Annotated in this window: 18 protein-coding genes; 13 read left to right on the top strand and 5 right to left on the bottom strand. The window is 73.6% G+C overall.

What is annotated here, in order from left to right:
- Positions 1-18 precede the first annotated feature (18 nt).
- From hemC to ACIO9K_RS29215, 3 genes are all read right to left on the bottom strand, one after another.
- Positions 19-954, bottom strand: a complete 936-nt coding sequence (gene hemC / locus ACIO9K_RS29225) for a hydroxymethylbilane synthase (RefSeq protein WP_363619049.1) — start codon at positions 952-954, stop codon at positions 19-21.
- A 147-nt stretch (positions 955-1,101) separates the two neighbouring features.
- Positions 1,102-3,411, bottom strand: a complete 2,310-nt coding sequence (locus ACIO9K_RS29220; protein ID WP_400334473.1) for an ABC transporter permease — start codon at positions 3,409-3,411, stop codon at positions 1,102-1,104.
- Positions 3,408-4,133 carry an ABC transporter ATP-binding protein gene (locus tag ACIO9K_RS29215; protein WP_363630214.1) on the bottom strand — a complete coding sequence of 242 codons (726 nt, stop codon included), beginning with the start codon at positions 4,131-4,133 and terminating at the stop codon, positions 3,408-3,410. The genes ACIO9K_RS29220 and ACIO9K_RS29215 overlap by 4 nt, the downstream gene beginning before the upstream one ends.
- A 189-nt stretch (positions 4,134-4,322) precedes the next feature.
- On the opposite strand from ACIO9K_RS29215, the gene ACIO9K_RS29210 reads away from it, so the two are divergent.
- From ACIO9K_RS29210 to ACIO9K_RS29185, 6 genes are all read left to right on the top strand, one after another.
- Positions 4,323-5,147: a sensor histidine kinase gene (locus tag ACIO9K_RS29210; RefSeq protein WP_400334471.1), complete on the top strand. Its 825-nt coding sequence runs from the start codon at positions 4,323-4,325 to the stop codon at positions 5,145-5,147.
- On the top strand, positions 5,144-5,878 hold the full coding sequence (locus tag ACIO9K_RS29205) for a response regulator (RefSeq protein ID WP_400334469.1): 735 nt from the start codon (positions 5,144-5,146) through the stop codon (positions 5,876-5,878). Before ACIO9K_RS29210 ends, ACIO9K_RS29205 begins: the two co-directional genes overlap by 4 nt.
- Positions 5,879-6,046: 168 nt before the next feature.
- Positions 6,047-7,252, top strand: coding sequence for a cytochrome P450 (locus tag ACIO9K_RS29200; RefSeq protein ID WP_363619044.1), 1,206 nt, complete (start codon positions 6,047-6,049; stop codon positions 7,250-7,252).
- A 126-nt stretch (positions 7,253-7,378) separates the two neighbouring features.
- On the top strand, positions 7,379-8,536 hold the full coding sequence (locus ACIO9K_RS29195) for a type III polyketide synthase (RefSeq protein WP_363619043.1): 1,158 nt from the start codon (positions 7,379-7,381) through the stop codon (positions 8,534-8,536).
- Positions 8,533-9,117: an NUDIX hydrolase gene (locus ACIO9K_RS29190; protein ID WP_363619042.1), complete on the top strand. Its 585-nt coding sequence runs from the start codon at positions 8,533-8,535 to the stop codon at positions 9,115-9,117. Before ACIO9K_RS29195 ends, ACIO9K_RS29190 begins: the two co-directional genes overlap by 4 nt.
- A 111-nt stretch (positions 9,118-9,228) precedes the next feature.
- Positions 9,229-9,651, top strand: a complete 423-nt coding sequence (locus ACIO9K_RS29185) for an SHOCT domain-containing protein (protein WP_079135502.1) — start codon at positions 9,229-9,231, stop codon at positions 9,649-9,651.
- A 138-nt stretch (positions 9,652-9,789) separates the two neighbouring features.
- Here the strand turns inward: ACIO9K_RS29185 and ACIO9K_RS29180 are convergent, their stop codons facing one another.
- Positions 9,790-12,279 (bottom strand): Tex family protein, encoded by a 2,490-nt coding sequence (locus ACIO9K_RS29180; RefSeq protein WP_400334466.1) that lies wholly within the window; start codon positions 12,277-12,279, stop codon positions 9,790-9,792.
- A gap of 167 nt (positions 12,280-12,446) precedes the next feature.
- Between ACIO9K_RS29180 and ACIO9K_RS29175 the strand changes: the two genes are divergently transcribed.
- From ACIO9K_RS29175 to ACIO9K_RS29145, 7 genes are all read left to right on the top strand, one after another.
- Positions 12,447-12,866, top strand: coding sequence for a PPOX class F420-dependent oxidoreductase (locus ACIO9K_RS29175; protein WP_363584025.1), 420 nt, complete (start codon positions 12,447-12,449; stop codon positions 12,864-12,866).
- 64 nt (positions 12,867-12,930) lie between these two features.
- On the top strand, positions 12,931-13,830 hold the full coding sequence (locus tag ACIO9K_RS29170) for an aminoglycoside phosphotransferase family protein (protein ID WP_363619040.1): 900 nt from the start codon (positions 12,931-12,933) through the stop codon (positions 13,828-13,830).
- Positions 13,831-13,978: 148 nt separating this feature from the next.
- Positions 13,979-14,479 carry a DUF6232 family protein gene (locus ACIO9K_RS29165; protein WP_363619039.1) on the top strand — a complete coding sequence of 167 codons (501 nt, stop codon included), beginning with the start codon at positions 13,979-13,981 and terminating at the stop codon, positions 14,477-14,479.
- A complete protein-coding gene (locus ACIO9K_RS29160) occupies positions 14,476-14,799 on the top strand; it encodes a hypothetical protein (RefSeq protein ID WP_400334463.1) in 324 nt (107 codons plus the stop codon). Before ACIO9K_RS29165 ends, ACIO9K_RS29160 begins: the two co-directional genes overlap by 4 nt.
- A gap of 114 nt (positions 14,800-14,913) precedes the next feature.
- Positions 14,914-15,570 carry a TetR/AcrR family transcriptional regulator gene (locus ACIO9K_RS29155; RefSeq protein ID WP_400334461.1) on the top strand — a complete coding sequence of 219 codons (657 nt, stop codon included), beginning with the start codon at positions 14,914-14,916 and terminating at the stop codon, positions 15,568-15,570.
- Positions 15,571-15,631: 61 nt separating this feature from the next.
- Positions 15,632-16,366 carry a tyrosine-protein phosphatase gene (locus tag ACIO9K_RS29150; protein WP_400334459.1) on the top strand — a complete coding sequence of 245 codons (735 nt, stop codon included), beginning with the start codon at positions 15,632-15,634 and terminating at the stop codon, positions 16,364-16,366.
- A 149-nt stretch (positions 16,367-16,515) separates the two neighbouring features.
- On the top strand, positions 16,516-16,776 hold the full coding sequence (locus ACIO9K_RS29145) for a hypothetical protein (RefSeq protein WP_363619035.1): 261 nt from the start codon (positions 16,516-16,518) through the stop codon (positions 16,774-16,776).
- 74 nt (positions 16,777-16,850) lie between these two features.
- Here ACIO9K_RS29145 and ACIO9K_RS29140 read toward each other — a convergent pair whose 3' ends face one another.
- Positions 16,851-17,780: a pentapeptide repeat-containing protein gene (locus ACIO9K_RS29140; RefSeq protein WP_400334457.1), complete on the bottom strand. Its 930-nt coding sequence runs from the start codon at positions 17,778-17,780 to the stop codon at positions 16,851-16,853.
- Positions 17,781-17,793: the final 13 nt, after the last annotated feature.

Here is a 17,793-nt window from a genome sequence, read left to right as displayed (position 1 = left end):
AGTGCGAGATGCCGGAGATCAGTGCGGGATGCCCGCGATCAGCTCCTGTGCGCCCTGCCGCTTGAGTGCCAGCGCCGTGGAGGTGCCGAGGTCCTCGGGGCTGAGCGCGCCGGCCCACTCGTGGGCGTCCAGCACCTGCTTGCCGTCCGGGCTGAAGACCCGGCCGCGCATCGACAGCCGGCCGTCCGGTTCGGCCTTGGCGTAGCCGGCGATCGGGCTGTTGCAGTGGCCCTGGAGGACGTGCAGGAACATCCGCTCGGCCGCCGCCTCGCGCCAGGTGTCGCGGTGGCCGAGCGCGGCGACCGCGTCGACGGTGACGACGTCGTCCTCGCGGCACTGCAGGACGAGGATGCCGGCGCCGACCGGCGGGCACATCGCGTCGAGGTCCAGGATCTCGGTGATCCGCGCCTGCTCGCCGATCCGCTCCAGCCCGGAGACGGCGAGCAGCAGCGCGTCGGCCTCCCCGGCGGCCAGCTTGGCCAGCCGGCTGTTGGCGTTGCCGCGGATCGGCACGCACACCAGGTGCGGGTGGGAGGCGGCGAGTTGGGCGACCCGGCGAACGGAGGAGGTGCCGATCCGGGTGCCGGGCGGCAGTTCGGCGAGGGTCAGGCCGCCGGGGTGGACGAGGGCGTCGCGGATGTCGTCGCGGCGCAGGTAGGCGGCGAAGACGGTGCCGGCGGGCAGCGGGCGGTCGGCGGGCACGTCCTTGAGGCAGTGCACGGCGACGTCGGCCTCCCCGGCGAGCAGCGCGGCGTCGACCTCCTTGGTGAACGCGCCCTTGCCGCCGAGCCGGGCGAGGTCGCCCATCCAGCGGTCGCCGGAGGTGGTGACCGGCACCACCTCGGTGCGCAGGCCCGGGTGCAGGGCGGCGAGTTCGGCGCGGACCCGCTCGACCTGGGCGAGCGCCATGGGCGAGGAGCGGGAGACGATGCGGATCAGCTCAGCGGTGGCCATGGCGCGATGATAGGCGCTCGACCGCCGGGCCTTGACCCGGCGTCAGCCATGCGGCCGAAGGCCCGCCGGACGGCACCCGGACGGCCGGGCGACGAACCGCCCGGCCGGCCGTGCGCTGCCCGCGGGCCGGCCGCGGGCCGCCCCCGCTCACTCGTTGTGCAGCACCTCGGCGATCGGCAGCCGGGCCGCCGAGCGGGCCGGGACGAGGGCGCCGAGGACGGCGATCGCGACGCCCGCCAGTGCGAGCCCGGCGAGCAACGGGGCGCCCCAGACGTCGATCATGTGCTCCGGGAAGGCCAGGATCCGGACGTTCTCGGCGATCAGCCGGTGCACCACGATCCCGACCGGGATGCCGATGACACCGCTGAGCGCGCCCTGCCAGGCCACCGAGGTGACCGTCATCGCGACGACCTGGCGGGGCGTCATGCCGATGGACTTCAGCATGCCGATGTCCCGGCGGCGCTCGCGGATGGTGAGCAGCAGGGTGTTGAAGACGCCGAGCGAGGCGACCACCGACAGCAGGACGGTGAAGACCGTGCTGAAGGTCTGGATCGCGACGACGGGCCCCACCGAACTCGCGGTGACCACCGAGGGCGTCAGGCTCGGGTCGGCGTCCGTGACCGCCTTCCGGTAGGCCGCGGTGTCGGCGCCGTCGGCGAGCCGCACGTCGTACTCGACCGTGTGCGGGTCGGGGGTGAGTTCGGCCCGGGTGGCGTCGTTGGAGGTGATCGCGTTCGCGTTGCCCTGGATCTCCTCGCCGACGATGGTGACGGCCAGCTGCCGGCCCTCCAGGCTCAGGGTGATCCGGTCGCCGAGCTTGAGCCCGCGCTGGTCGAGGAAGGCCGGCCCGGCCTGGACCTCGTCCGGCCCGGTCGCCGGGCGGCCCTTGACCACCCGCAGCCACCTGGTGGCGGCGATGTCGTCGCCGCCGTAGAAGTCCATGAAGACGGGCTGGGTGTGGCCGACCACGCCCACCCGGACCAGCCCCCGGGTGACGACCTGCGCGGCTCCGGGGGTGGCGCGCAGCATCGCCTCGGTCTGGGCCGGGGTCAGCCGCGGCTCGGCCAGGTTGCTCTGGAAGTGGCCGGTCTGCACGTTGACGTGGGTCTTGTCGTCGGCCGGGGCCATGCTCCTGGCCAGGGTGCTGCTCAGGCCGGTGGTGACCGTCACGGTGACCACGCCGAGCACGATCGCCGCCATGGTCAGCGCCGTCCGGCCCGGGCGGGCGAAGGGCTGGCCGAGGCCGAGGCTGACGGCGCGCGGCAGCCGGGTGCCGCTCAGCCGGCGCTGGACCTTCAGCCCGCGCCCGGTGCGCGGCGCGCTGCCGGCCGAGATCGCCTGGGCGGCGGAGAGCCGGTGGGCGCGCGAGGCCGGGACGAACGCGGCGGCGACGACCAGCAGCGGGACGCCGACCAGGGTGGCGGCGGGCAGCCAGCCGGCCGGCTCGATCACGGCGGTGCCGGTCGAGATGCCGCTGAAGGCGGTCTCCAGGATCGGGTACGCCCCCGCCCAGCCGGCCGCCGTCCCGAGGACCGTGCCGGCGACCGCGGGCACCGAGACCATGGTCAGGTAGACCGTGACCACCTGGCGCGGGGTGAAGCCGATCGACTTCAGCACGCCGATGTGCCGGTAGCCGGAGACCACCGCGCCGCTCACCACGTTGCCGACGATCAGCGCGGCGACGACCAGGCCGAGCACGCCGAAGACCGTCATCAGCGGGAGGTAGGCGTCGGCGCCGGCGGAGAAGGCCTGCTTGAGCACCAGGTACGACTGCGTGCTGGCGAGCGCGTCCTCGGACAGGCCCTCGGTGGCCGCGCCGAGGGAGGCCGTCACCTGCTGCTCGGTGTCCGCGTCGGCGAAGCGGTAGAGCATCTGGCGGCCGGTGGGGTGCAGGGCCGCCGCCTGCTCGGGGACGACCCAGCCGCCGGCGGACTGGCTCATGCTGCCGGCGAAGCCGACGATGGTGAGCTTCAGCCCGGTGGCGGTGGTGAGCGAGGTGCCGAGGAACCTCGTCGCGGCGCCGCCGCCCGGTTGCTGGATGACCACCTCGCCGGGCGCCGTGGCCCAGCGGCCGCCCAGCAGCCGCAACCGGTCCACCGGCCCGGCCGGATCGGCCCGGCCGACCAGGGTCAGCGGGCCCGGCGGGCGACCGACCCAGTCGGTGGGGATCTCCACCACGGCCTGGTCGAACGGCCCGGCGGCGGCCTCGACGCCCGGCCGGTGGGCGGTGGCGGCCAGCTGCTCCGCCGAGGCCCTGGCCGGGTCGAAGGCCGCGACGACGTGGGCGCCGCGCTCGGCGGCGAAGGCGTCGTCGAAGGGGGCCCGGGCGGCGCTGATCACCGCGAGGGCGAGCAGCACGGTCGTGGTGGAGCAGAAGACGACCAGGCCGATCACGAAGGTCTGCACCCGGCGGCGCTTCACGGCCGCCCGGGACGCCCGCCACACGGCGCCGGTCATGCGGACGCCTCCAGGGCCCGCTCGCGCGCCACCTTGCCGTCCGCGACCTCGACCAGGCGGCTGGCGCAGCGGGTGGCCAGGTCGGGGTCGTGGGTGACGATCAGCAGGGTCTGGCCGATCTGGTTAAGGTCGATCAGCAGGTCCATCACCTGCTCGCCGGAGCGGCTGTCCAGTGCGCCGGTCGGCTCGTCCGCGAGCAGCAGCGCCGGGCGGTTCATCAGGGCCCGGGCCACCGCGACCCGCTGGCGCTCGCCGCCGCTGAGTGCGGCCGGGTAGGTGTCCTTGCGGTGCGCGACGCCGAGTTCGTCCAGCAGTTCCAGGGCGCGGCGGCGCGCCTGGCGGGCCGTGGTGCCGGTCAGCTGGGCGGCCAGGGCGACGTTGTCGAGGGCGGGCAGGTCGTCGATCAGGTTGAAGAACTGGAAGATCATGCCGATGTGGCGGCGGCGGAACAGGGCCAGGCCGGTCTCGTTCAGCCGCCCGAGGTCCTGGCCGTGCACCCGGACGGTGCCGGAGGTCGGCCGGTCCAGCCCGGCGACCATGTTCAGCAGGGTGGACTTGCCGCACCCGGAGGGGCCCATCACGGCGACCGCCTCGCCCGCCCGGATCCGCAGGTCGACGCCGTCGAGCGCCTTGGCGTCGCCGAACTCCTTGTGGACCCCGGACAGCTCGACGACGGTCTGCGCGTCGTCCGGCGGGGTGGTCCCGTCGTGGTCGTTGCTCATGGTGGACGACGGTAGGCGCGGGCCCCCGGGCCCGGCGTCCCACCCGGGGTGTAGCCGGGGCGGCCGTAGTACCCGGGATGTACGCGGGCGGCACCCCCGGATGATGTCGATCATGGCCTGGACTGGGAAACTGGCGGCGTGTGGGGAACGGGGACGAACTGGGCCGCCGTAGCGGTGGCGAGTGCAGCGGTGGCGGGTACGGCGGTCGCGGCGGCCGGCTGGCTGGGCGTCGCGCTCGCCCGGGCGCGGCGGCTGCACCGGGCGGCCATCGGCGAGCGCGGCTGGCTGCTGGAACGGGAGCGGGAGAGCGCCGCCCGTACCGCCGTGGAAGCCGAACGGGCGCGCATCGCAGCAGAGTTGCACGACATCGTCAGCCACAACGTGAGTCTGATGGTGGTCCAGGCCGGGGCCGCGCGCGAGGTGATCGCCACCATGCCCGGGGAGGCGGCGGCGGCGATGGGCGCCGTCGAGGCCGCCGGGCGCGACGCGATGACCGAGCTGCGGCACCTGCTCGGACTGCTCGCCCCGGCCGCCGACGGCACCGGGGAGGAGGCGGACGGTTTCGCGCCGCAGCCCAGCCTGAGCCGCCTCGGGCCGCTGATCGACCGGTTCGCCTTCGCCGGGCTGCCGGTGGAGGTGCGGATCTCGGGCGAGCCGAGACCGCTGCCCGGCGGCGTCGACGTGACGGCGTACCGGATCATCCAGGAGGCGCTGACCAACGCGCTCAAACACGGGGACGGGGTGACGGCCGAGGTGACGGTGCGCTACGCGGACCACTACCTGCGGGTGGAAGTGCTCAACAGCGGGCCGAGCGTGCTGGCGGGCGCCCACGCCGCGCCCGCGCGGCCCGCCGATGCCGCGCCCGCGCAGCCCGCCCGGCCGGCCGACGGCGCCGGGCGCGGGCTGCTCGGCCTGCGCGAGCGCGTCGCCGTGTACGGCGGCGACCTCGACGCCCGGCGCCGGCTCGGCGGCGGCTACCGGGTCCGCGCCCGCATCCCGCTGGACCGGCCGTGACCGGGGCCGAGGCGGAGCGGGGGCCGGAGCAGCAGCCGGAGCGGGAGCGCCGCCCCCGGGTGGTGATCGCCGACGACCAGGAACTCGTCCGCACCGGCTTCCGGATGATCCTCACCGCGCGCGGCATCGACGTGGTCGCCGAGGCCGCCGACGGCGCCGAGGCGGTGGCGGCCGCCGTCGCGCACCGGCCGGACGTCGCGCTGCTGGACATCCGGATGCCCGGCATGGACGGCCTGGAGGCCGCCCGCCGGATCCTCGCCCGGGCGCCCGGCTGCCGGGTGATCATGCTGACCACCTTCGACCTCGACCACTACGTCTACGCCGCCCTCGCCGCCGGGGCCAGCGGCTTCCTGCTCAAGGACGTCACCTCCGCCCATCTCGCCGCCGCCGTGCGCCTGGTGGACACCGGGGACGCCCTGCTCGCCCCCTCGATCACCCGGCGGCTGGTCGAACGCTTCGCGGCCGGCGCCCCGCGTCCCGCCCCCGGCGCCGACGGCCCGCCGCTGCACCGCAACCTCGCCCCGCTCACCCCGCGCGAGGCGGAGGTGCTGGCGTTGCTCGGACGCGGGCTGTCCAACACCGAGTTGGCGGCCGAACTGACGCTCAGCGAGTCGACGGTGAAGACGCACGTCGCCCGGATCTTCGCCAAGCTCGACCTGCGCGACCGGGCCCAGGCGGTCGTCCTCGCGTACGAGACCGGGTTGGTCTCGCCGGGAGGCGGTTCCGATTGACGTCCAGTCAACTCCCTTGATTCGCATGACAATCAGCTATCTAACTCGTTAGAGCTAACTCCCGGTCTGATTCACATTTTTGCCAGTTCATGGGGGAACATCTCTCTGTCCGCGCCCGAACGAGAAATGACCGTTCGGGCGGCATTTCCAAGACATTTGGACAGGCCCGTGACTACCTCCGCCCCCGTGTGGGACTGCCCCTTCAACCACACCGACGGCCTGGAGTTCGACCCGCTCCTCAAGCGGCTGCTCACCGAGGCCCCGATCGCCAGGATCCGACTGCCGCACGGCGAGGGCGAGGCCTGGCTGGCCACCCGCTACGAGGACGTCCGGATCGTCACCACCGACCGGCGGTTCAGCCGCGCCGCCGGCATCGGGCGCGACCTGCCCCGGATGACGCCCGCCCCGATCGCCCAGGCCGAGGCGATCAACCTGATGGACCCGCCGGCCCACAACCGGCTGCGCCGCCTCGTCGCCCAGGGCTTCACCAACCGCCAGGTCGAGCGGATGCGCCCGGCCACCCAGCGGATCGTCGACGGCTACCTCGACGAGATGGCCGAACACGGCTCCCCCGCCGACCTGGTGCACTTCCTCTCCAGCCGGCTCCCGCTCACCACCATCTGCGAGCTGCTGGACATCCCCGAGCAGGACCGCGCCGAACTGCGCGGCCACGCCGTCGCCATGATGACGATGGGCCCCGGCAGCCGGGCCGGCCAGGAAGCCGCCAAGGCCGCGCTGCGCGGCTACTTCACCGAGCTGACCGCCGCCCGCCGCGCCCACCCCGGCGAGGACCTGATCAGCTCCCTCGCCACCGCCCGCGACGGCGACGAACTGCTGGACGACCAGGAGCTGGCCGTCATGGCGATGGTCCTGCTGGTCACCGGCCACGACACCAGCACCTACCAGCTCAGCAACATCACCTACACCCTGCTCACCCACCCCGAACAGCTCGCCAAGCTGCGCGCCCAGCCCGAACTGCTGCCGCGCGGGCTGGAGGAGCTGCTGCGCTTCATCCCGTTCCGCCAGGGCGTCGGCATCGCCCGGGTCGCCACCGAGGACGTCGAGCTGGGCGGCGTGCTGATCCGGGCCGGCGAGGCCGTCCACGTCTCCTACCTCACCGCCAACCGCGACCCGGCGATGTACGAGCGCCCCGACGAACTCGACCTCGACCGCGGCGCCCCCACCCACATGGCCTTCGGCCACGGCCAGCACCACTGCCTCGGCGCGCACCTGGCCCGGATGGAGCTCCAGGTCGCCATCGGCACCCTGCTGCGGCGATTCCCCGGCCTGCGGCTCGCCGTCCCGCCGTCCGAACTCGACTGGCACACCGGGTCGATCTGGCGCTACCCCCGCACCCTGCCGCTCGCCTGGTGACCTCCTCCCCGCGCCGCCGCCTCCGCCACGGAGCACCGCACGGCGCCCGTCCGACGCATCCGTAGGCCGCCTGCCCGGGCCGCTCGCCAGCCCGCCCGGCCAGGCCACCCAGGGGAGACCCGCACCATGGCAACACTCTGCCGCCCTGCCGTCGCCGTACCCGAGAACGTCATCACCCTCGACCAGACCCTCGACCTGGCCCGCAGCCTGCACGCCGGCCACCCGCAACTCGGCCTCGCCCTGCGGCTGATCGAGAACACCGGGGTGCGGACCAGGCACCTGGTCCAGCCGATCGAGCAGACCCTCACCCACCCGGGCTTCACCGCCCGCAACGCGGTCTACGAGCGGGAGGCCAAGCTCCGCGTCCCCGAGGTGGTCGAACGGGCGCTGGGGTACGCCGAGTTGGGCGCCCGGGACATCGACCTGATCATCTACGTGTCCTGCACCGGCTTCATGATGCCGTCGCTGACCGCCTGGCTGATCAACGCCCTGGGCTTCCGCTCCGACACCCGCCAGATGCCGATCGCCCAGCTCGGCTGCGCGGCCGGCGGCGCCGCCGTCAACCGCGCGCACGACTTCTGCCGCGCCTACCCGGGCGCCAACGTGCTGATCGTCTCCTGCGAGTTCTGCTCGCTCTGCTACCAGCCGACCGACCTCGGTGTCGGCTCGCTGCTCTCCAACGGCCTGTTCGGGGACGCCGTCGCCGCCGTGGTGATGCGCGGACACGGCGGCACCGGCGTGCACGTCGAGCGCAACGGCTCGCACCTCGTCCCGGACACCGAGAACTGGATCTCCTACGGGGTCAAGGACACCGGGTTCCACTTCCAGCTGGACAAGCGGGTGCCCGGCACCATGGAGATGCTCGCCCCGGCGCTGCGCGGCCTGGCCGTCGAACACGGCTGGGACGTCTCCGGGTTGGGCTTCTACATCGTGCACGCCGGCGGCCCGCGCATCCTCGACGACCTCTGCCACTTCCTCAACCTGGAGCCGGCCACCTTCCGGTACAGCCGCGCGACGCTGACCGAGCGCGGCAACATCGCCAGCGCCGTCGTCTTCGACGCGCTCGCACGGCTGTTCGCCGACGGCGGCGTGGCCGACGGCACCACCGGCCTGATCGCCGGTTTCGGGCCGGGCATCACCGCCGAGATCTCGCTGGGGAGTTGGGTCGGCGAGCCGGTCGAGGCCGCCCGCCGCCGGCCGCGGGCCATCTCCACCTCGGACATCACACTCGTCCATCCGAGCGCCCCCCGGCGTTTCCCGGCCGGCACTACGATCACCGAATGACTGACACCACGCACCAGGCGGACACCGACGACAGATCCGCCGAACTCGCCACCCTCTTCCCCGCGTTGCACGCCCCGCAGTACTGGACCTGGGGCCGGTACGACGCGCTGTTCTCCACCGTGCTGCCGCCGGACGAGCTGGTGACCAACATCCACCTGGTGGGCTTCGCGGACGACAAGGTGGTCCTCTGCCGGGACGACCGGGACCACTGGTTCCTGCCCGGCGGCACCCGGGAGCAGGACGAGAGCATCGCCACCTGCCTGGCGCGCGAGCTGCGCGAGGAGGCCGGCGCCCGGCTGCTCGGCGAGCCGGACTGGCTCGGCGCGCACCGCTGCCGCACCGAGGACCCGACGCCGTACCGGCCGTGGCAGCCGCACCCGGAGAAGGCGTGGCTGTGGGGCTGGGCGGAGGTCACGGTGGACTCGACGCCGACCAACCCGGCGGACGGCGAGCAGGTGGTCGAGGTGCGGGCGGTGCCGGCGGACGAGGCGCAGCGGCTGCTGCTGGCCGGGCACGACGCCTGGTGGGGCGAGCTGATCGGGCTGGCCGTGGAGCTGCGGCGGCGGGCCGGGCGGGGCTGATCCCCCGCCCCTCCGAGCCCCCGCTCCGAGATATTCCCGCCGGGCCGGAAGACCACTGGAACGGCCGAACAACAGAGAGCATTGTCCGTTTTGCGATGATATGACTCGGCCATGGACACCAACATGCTGGCCGTGGACTACCCGGTGCTCAACATCTTCTGGACGATGCTGGAGCTGTTCCTCTGGATCCTCTGGTTCTTCCTGCTGTTCAAGATCATCACGGACATCTTCCGCAGCCACGACCTGGGCGGCTGGGCCAAGGCCGGCTGGCTGCTCCTGGTGATCGTGCTGCCGCTGATCGGTGTGCTGGCCTACGTGATCGCCCGCGGGAAGTCGATGAGCGAGCGGGACGCCGCCCAGGTCCGGCAGAGCGAGGCCGCCGTCAAGGCCTACATCCGGGAGGCGGCCGGAACCGGCACACCCGGGGGCGGCGGCAGCCACGTCGACGACCTGGCGAGACTGGCGGACCTGAAGGAGAAGGGCGCCATCTCCGAGGAGGAGTACCAGAAGGCCAAGGACAAGCTCCTGGCCTGACCCGGCCCGACCCGACCCGCACGGCGGCCGGGGCCGGCGGACGCGCAGACGTCCCCCGGCCCCGGCCGCGGCGATAAGCCGCTCAGCACCTCAGCACCTCAGCCGCTCAGCACCTCAGCCGCTCAGCGCCTCAACCGCTCAGCGCCGCCCGGAGCGGCGGTCACCCGAGGCGTCGCCGCCGGTCAGGCCCGCCCGGCGCAGCGCGTCCGCCATCGCGCTGTTCGCCAGCGGCGCGCCGCCGCCCGAACCGCCCGAACCGCCGGAGCCGCCGCCCTGGCCGCGCCGGTCCTGGCCGCCGCCCCGGCGCTCCTGGCGCGGCGGGCGGGCCTGCCGGTCGCCGCGCTCGCCGCCCCGGCCACGGTCGCCACCACGCTCGCCGCGCTCGCCCCGGTCACCGCGGTCGCCGCCCCGGTCGCGACCGACCTCGTCGTCCAGCCGCAGGGTCAGCCCGATGCGCTTGCGCGGCACGTCCACCGAGACGACCCGGACCTTCACGATGTCACCCGGCTTGACCACCTCGCGCGGATCCTTGACGAAGGTCCTCGACAGCGCCGAGACGTGCACCAGCCCGTCCTGGTGGACGCCCACGTCGACGAAGGCGCCGAACGCGGCCACATTGGTGACCACGCCCTCCAGCACCATCCCGACCTCCAGGTCGCCGATCTTGTCGACGCCCTCCTTGAAGGTCGCGGTGCGGAACGCCGGGCGCGGGTCGCGGCCGGGCTTGTCCAGCTCGCCGAGGATGTCGGTGACGGTCGGAATGCCGAAGACCTCGTCGGCGAAGTCGCCCGGTCGCAGGGCCCGCAGCCGTTCGCCGTTGCCGATCAGCCCGCTCAGCTCCCCGCCGGTGGACGCCAGGATCCGGCGCACCACCGGGTACGCCTCGGGGTGCACGCTGGAGGCGTCCAGCGGGTCGTCGCCGTCGGGGATGCGCAGGAAGCCCGCGCACTGCTCGAAGGCCTTCGGGCCCAGCCGGGAGACGTTCTTGAGCTGCCGGCGGGTGCGGAACGGGCCGTTGGCGTCGCGGTGGGCCACGATGTTGTCGGCGAGCGTGCCGGTGATGCCGGAGACCCGGGTGAGCAGCGGCGCCGAGGCGGTGTTGACGTCCACGCCCACGGCGTTGACGCAGTCCTCGACCACCGCGTCCAGCGAGCGGGAGAGCTTCACCTCGCTCAGGTCGTGCTGGTACTGGCCGACCCCGATCGACTTCGGGTCGATCTTGACCAGTTCGGCCAGCGGGTCCTGGAGGCGGCGGGCGATCGAGACCGCGCCGCGGATCGACACGTCCAGCTCCGGCAGCTCCTGCGAGGCGAAGGCGGAGGCCGAGTAGACCGAGGCGCCCGCCTCGCTGACCATCGCCTTGGTGAGCTTCAGCTCGGGGTGGCGCTTGAGCAGGTCCTCGGCGAGCTTGTCCGTCTCCCGGGAGGCGGTGCCGTTGCCGATCGCCACCAGGTCGACGTCGTGCTTCTTCGCCAGCGCGGCCAGGGTGGCGAGCGCGGCGTCCCACTTGTTGGCGGGCTGGTGCGGGTAGATCGTGTCGTACGCGACGACCTTGCCGGTGGCGTCCACCACCGCGACCTTCACCCCCGTCCGGAAGCCCGGGTCCAGGCCCATGGTGGCGCGGGTGCCGGCCGGCGCGGCCAGCAGCAGATCGCGCAGGTTGGCGGCGAAGACGCGCACCGCCTCCTCCTCCGCCTCGGCCCGCAGCCGCGACCGCAGGTCGATGCCGAGCCGGACCAGGACGCGGGTGCGCCAGGCCCAACGGACGGTGTCGCCCAGCCACTTGTCGGCCGGGCGGCCGTGGTCGGCGATGCCGAAGCGGGCGGCGATCCGCCGCTCGTAGTCGTTCTCGCCGGGCAGATCGCCCTCCTCGCCGTCGTACGGCGAGAGGTCGAGGTCCAGCACCTCCTCCTTCTCGCCGCGCAGCATCGCCAGGATGCGGTGCGAGGGGAGCTTGGTGTACGGCTCGGCGAAGTCGAAGTAGTCGGCGAACTTGGCGCCGTCCTGCTCCTTGCCGTCACGCACGGTGGCCACCAGGCGGCCCCTGGTCCACATCCGCTCGCGCAGCGAACCGACCAGGTCGGCGTCCTCGCCGAAGCGCTCCACCAGGATCGCCCGGGCGCCCTCCAGCGCGGCGGCCGGCTCGGCGACGGACTCGTTCAGGAACCGGGCGGCCAGCGCCGCCGGATCCTGCGAGGGATCGGCGAGCAGCGTCTCGGCGAGCGGCTCCAGGCCCGCCTCGCGGGCGATCTGCGCCTTGGTGCGCCGCTTCGGCTTGAACGGCAGGTAGATGTCCTCCAGCCGGGCCTTGGAATCGGCGGCCAGCACCTGCGCGCGCAGCGCGTCGTCCAGCTTGCCCTGGGCCTCGATCGACTCCAGGACGGCCGCCCGGCGCTCCTCCAGCTCCCGCAGGTAGCGCAGCCGCTCCTCCAGGGTGCGCAGCTGGGCGTCGTCCAGGGAGCCGGTGACCTCCTTGCGGTAGCGGGCCACGAAGGGCACGGTCGCGCCGCCGTCGAGCAGCTCGACCGCGGACTTCACCTGCCCGTCGCGAACGCCCAGTTCCTCGGCGATCTTGCGCTCGATCGCCTGCTGGGCCTGCCGGGCCACCTGTTCGACTGGCGTGGTCACGAAGCCGGTCACCTTCTCCTTCAGTGCTTTCGCCGTACGCCCTGCATTCTGGCAGGTACCGGGGACAGCTCCCGGCCGCACCCGGGGCGCCCGGGCGTGGCGCCCTCCGCCCGCGGCCCCAACCAGACTCAAGCAGTGCCCCGTTGCGCTTTCCTACGCTGACGCGCATGGACACCTCCCCCGCACTGGACGCCTCCCGCGCGCCGGACGCCGCCGCCCGGCTGAGCGAACTCGCCGCCGCCAAGTACCTGCTGTTCACCACCCACCGCAAGAACGGCACCCCCGTGCCCACCCCGGTCTGGGTGGCGCGCGACGGCGACGCGCTGGTCTTCACCACCGTCACCCGCACCGGCAAGGTCAAGCGGCTGCGCAACCGCTCCGACGTGCTGGTCGGGCCGAGCGACATCCGCGGCACCCTGCTCGGCGAGCAGGTCCCGGCCACCGCCGTCCTCGACCCCGGCCGCGCGCCCGCCTACCGGAAGCTGCTGCGCCGCAAGTACGGGCTGCTGTGCGCGATCGCGCTGACCGCGAACGTGCTGCGCTTCGGCAGGGGCGGGACGATCGGCGTGCGGGTCACGCTGAGCTGAGGCCGGCCGTACGCATTCCGGGAATCCGCTGAAGGGCACCGATCCGCGCTGTACGCTGCCGGGCATGTGCGCTGCCACCCGGATGCACCCCGACGGACTGGTCATCGACGCGGCCCTGGTACGGCGGTTGATCTCCGCCCAGTTCCCGGACTGGGTCGGGCTGCCGGTCACGCCGGTCCCCTCCACCGGGACGGACAACGCGATGTTCCGCCTCGGGCCCGAACTCGCCGTCCGGCTACCCCGGGTGGAATGGGCGGCCGGGGACGTCCGCCGCGAGAAGCAGTGGCTGCCCGCGCTGGCCCCCCGACTGCCGCGGCCGATACCCGCCCCGCTCGCGGTCGGCCGACCCGCCGCCGGCTACCCCTGGGAGTGGTCGGTGCTCCGCTGGTTCGAGGGCGCCAACCCGGTCGTCGGCGCCCTCGCCGCTCCCGGCGCGCTCGCCCGTGACCTCGCCGCCTTCGTCAACGCCCTGCGCGCCGTCAACCCGGCCGGCGGCCCGGCGGGCCACCGCAGCGTCCCGCTCGCCTCCCGCGACGGCGCCACCCGCGCGGCCATCGCCCAACTCGCCGGAGCGGTCGACACCCACGCCGCAACCGCCCTGTGGGACAAGGCGCTTCGCCTCTCCGAGTACGCCGGCCCGCCCTCCTGGATGCACGGCGACCTCACCCCCGGGAACCTCCTGCTCGACCGGTCCGGCCGGCTCGGCGCCGTCCTCGACTTCGGCCTGATGGGCGTCGGCGACCCCACCGCCGACCTGATCGTCGCCTGGAACCTGCTGCCCTCCTCGGCCCGCCCCGCCTTCCGCGCCGCACTCCACGCCGATGACGCCACGTGGGCCCGCGGCCGCGCCTGGGCCTTCTCCATCGCGCTGGTGACGATCCCCTACTACCGTCACACCAATCCGGGCCTCACCGCCAACGCCCGTCACGTCGTCCGCGAGGTGCTCGCCGACCGCAGCACCTGACCGACCCCGCTGCCGACCGGGCCCTGATGCTGACCGCGCACCGCCGCCTGACCAGCGGGGCGGCACTCCCGTCGGCACCGTCGGCGGCCGTTGCTATGGTTCTCCCCGCCACTACGGGTAGGGGGACGACTTGGCACGCAGAAGCAGTGTGATCGACGTCAGAGTCAGCCGGCGGGTGCTGTGGGTGGGCGGCGACGCCTATCCGCTCCACAACATCGCCCGGGCCCGGCGGTTCCAGCTGCTGCCGCCCAAGCGCGCGCGGGTGATCATCCGGTTCGCCCGGCAGGTGATCGGCCTGCTGGTGGCCACCGCCCTCCTCGGTTCGCTGCTCGGGCGCGGCGCGAACCAGGAGACGACCAAGAACGTGATCGGCCTGGTGGCGCTCGCGCTCTTCGCGGCCAGCCTCTACCGGCTGGTCAAGCGGCTGCAGATGCGCACGGTCTACCAGCTGATCATCGAGACCTCCAGCTCCTCGAACACGGCGGTGGTCAGCCACGACGCCCAGCAGGTCGGCAACCTGATCCAGCTGATCATGGAAGCGATCGACAACCCGCTGGCCGAGTTCGCGCTCCAGGTGGAGAACGTCCACATCGGCGACCAGATCAACCAGTACGGCGACCACAACACCGGGAAGAAGGTCAGTCTGTGAGCGGCGGCATCCACTTCGGGGACTCGGTCACCCAGCACGGCGACCACAACATCGGCATCATCAAGCACCAGGGCCCGGCCGACCCGCAGGCCGCGATGCGTGAACTCATCGCCGCCGTAGGCCAGTTGCGCGAGCAGGTGCCGGCCGAGGACCGCGAGGTGCTGGACGAGTCGCTGGCGGACCTCGGCGGCGGGCAGGCCACCCCGCCCGCCACCCTGCGCCGCGCCCTGCGCAACATCTCCGGAGTCGCCGCCCTCGCCGCCGCCGGCGCCCCGGTGGTGGAGTCGATCCGCCGCATCCTGGACTCGCTGAGCTCCTGAGCTCCTGAGCACCCGAGCAGCAGATGGCGGGCAGCAGGCGGCACCCTACCGGGGGTAAATATCATACCGGGTCAGAAATCTGCCCGGGTCAAGACCTGCTGCTAGCCTGACGCCATGAGCGGACTGCGGGAACGGAAGAAGGAACGGACGCGGCGGGCGATCTCCGAGGCCGCGATCGCGCTCTTCCTGGAGCGCGGCTTCGACCCGGTCCCGGTGGCGGACGTCGCGGCCGCCGCCGAGGTGTCGAAGCCGACGCTGTTCAGCTACTTCTCCACCAAGGAGGACCTGGTCGTCCACCGCTTCGCCGACCACCAGGACCAGGCCGCCGGCGTGGTCCGCGGCCGGGCGGCCGGCGAAACGGTGCTGGCCGCCCTGCACCGGGACTTCCTGGACGGGCTCGCCCGGCGCGACCCCGTCACCGGGCTCAACGACGACCCCCGGGTCCTGGCGTTCAGCGATCTGGTGTACTCCACGCCGAGCCTGAAGGCCCGGAGCGCCGAATACCTCGCCCGCGCCGAACAGTCCCTCGCCCGGGCGTTGCACGAGGCCCCCGACCTGGCCCCGCCCCGGTGCCTCACCGCCCCCCTCCTCGCCGCCCAGGTCACCGCCACCCAGCGGGTCCTCGCCGAACACAACTGGCACCGGATCCGGGACGACGGCCAGACCGCCGACGAACTCCACTTCGAGGCCACCACCAACGCCGACCGCGCCTTCGAACTCCTCACCGCCGGCTACGAAGGCGCCGGGCACCCGGGCCCCACCGGGCGCTGAGGCCCCACCCAGCACGGAGGCCCCACCGGGCACCCGGGCACCACTGGTTAGAGTGCCGTGCATGACAACGCGTCAGCTCACCTTCGAACGGCTGCACAACTTCCGCGACCTGGGCGGCTACCCCGCCGCCGACGGCCGGTCCGTCCGCCGGGGCCTGCTCTACCGCTCCGACTCGCTCGGCAAGCTCACCTCGCCCGCCGACCTCGACCGGCTCCAGGCCCTCGGCGTGCGCACCGTGATCGACCTCCGCTACCCCTGGGAGATCGCCGCCAAGGGCCGGGTGCCCGACTACGAAGGGCTCGTCTACCACAACCTCTCGATCGAGCACCGCACCTACGACCAGGCCGAGATCGACCCGGACGTCGACCCCTGGCGCTACCTCGCCGACCGCTTCGCCGAGGTCACCGAGGACGGGGTGGAGGAGATCCGCGAGGCCCTGGAGGTGATCGCCGCCGCCGAGGAGCCCGTGGTCTTCCACTGCGCCTCCGGCAAGGACCGCACCGGGCTCATCGCCGCCCTCGTCCTCACCCTGCTCGGCGTCTCCGAGGACGACATCGCCGCCGACTTCGCCCTCACCGAGCTGGCCACACCGCACCTCGTCGCCGAATGGCACGCCGCCCACCCCGGCCGCACCCTCCGCTGGCCCGGCTACGGACGCGCCCCCGAGACGGTCATCCGCCTCGCCCTCGCCGACCTCACCGCCCGCCACGGCTCGGTCGAGGACTACGCCACCGGCACCCTCGGCTTCTCCCCCGCCCGGACAGCCGCCCTCCGCTCCCGCCTGCTCACGACCTGACCTCGCCCGACGGACCGTCAACGGCCAAGACGGTGAAGGGAGTTCACTCGAACACAGTTTGACCTAAACATGTCATGTCGCGTTGCCCCCGCCTCCGCCGCGCTGCCACGATCGGGCCACTGCCCAGACGAACCAACGGGAGAAAAACCATGAGGATGCGTTCCGTTCTGCCCGTCGCCCTGCTGGCCGCGGCCGGCCTGTTCGCCGGCGTCAACACCGCCTCGGCGGCGGGGTACCCCGGCTACCAGTGCTTCAAGACCGCCGACCGCGTCGAGTACTGCAGCGACGCCAAGGTCAAGAACCACGCCGCGGGTACCAACTGGATCAAGACCTGCCCGGCCGACGTCGTGGCGCACATGGGCAAGCCGTACATCGCGGCGAAGCGCCCCTCCGCCGCGCACAGCTGTTAGCACCAGGCACCAGGAACACCCGGCCCGCCCGGCAGACACCTGCCGGGCGGGCTCGACCGTTGGCGCGGCAGGCCTCAGCGGCGGCGCGGGCCGCCCGGACGGCCGCCGCTGCGCGGCTTGCGGGGGCCACGCGCGCCGGTGGCGGCGGCCACCGGGGCGGAGGCCGTGGCGGGCCAGTGGGTGGGCCGGGTGAGGGTGCCCGGCAGGCGGGTGGTGGCGTCGCCGCGGGCCGCGTTCAGCTGGGCCTGGGTGAGGAAGAGGGCCTCGGTGAGGTCGGCGCCGGAGAGGTCGGCGTCGCGCAGGTCGGCGCCGACGAGGTCGGCGAGGCGCAGGTCGGCGCCGCTGAGGTCGGCGGCGACGAGCAGGGCGCCGCGCAGGTTGGCCCCGCGCAGGTCGGCGCCGCGCAGACGGGCGCCGAAGAGGTCGGCGCCGCGGTGTTCACGGCGGCGGGGGACGGCGGCGCGGACGAGTTCGCTGGCGCGCAGCAGCAGGTCGCTGACCCGCTGCCGGTGGGCGGGGACGTCGACGGCGAGGATCTCCTCGGGGGTGCCGCCGGCGAGCCGGTCGGTCTCCTCCAGGGCCTGCCGCAGGTCGGCGTGGACCGGGCGGGCGGGGGCGTAGCCGAGCGCCTCGGTGAGGTACCAGAGCAGTTCGTGGAGCTGGCGCACCACCGGGAAGACGTCGTACATGGGCTTGGCGTCGGCCGGTGCCTCGCGCCAGCTCCGGCCGCCGAAGGTGACCTGGGAGACGCGCTGCCCGGCGCCGAAGCAGTCGTAGACGGTGCAGCCCTGGAAGCCCCGGTCGCGGAGGCGTTCGTGGATGCCGCAGGTGAAGTCGGTCTGCAGGTTGCGGCACGCGCTGCCGGCGGCCTTGTCGACGGCGAAGTCCGTGCCGGCGCCGAAGGGCAGGGCGACGCAGCAGAGGCCGAAGCAGCTGGTGCAGTCGGAGCGCAGCTCGGTCGGCTGAGCCGCCGTGGGGTGCTGCGGCGGCTCGGTCTCGCGCACGTCGCGTGGTCCT

It is taken from the genome of Kitasatospora sp. NPDC087271, assembly GCF_044744605.1.
Lineage (GTDB): Bacteria > Actinomycetota > Actinomycetes > Streptomycetales > Streptomycetaceae > Kitasatospora.
Note: the sequence above shows the minus strand (reverse complement) of the source record. Positions and strands in the feature narration are given on the sequence as shown.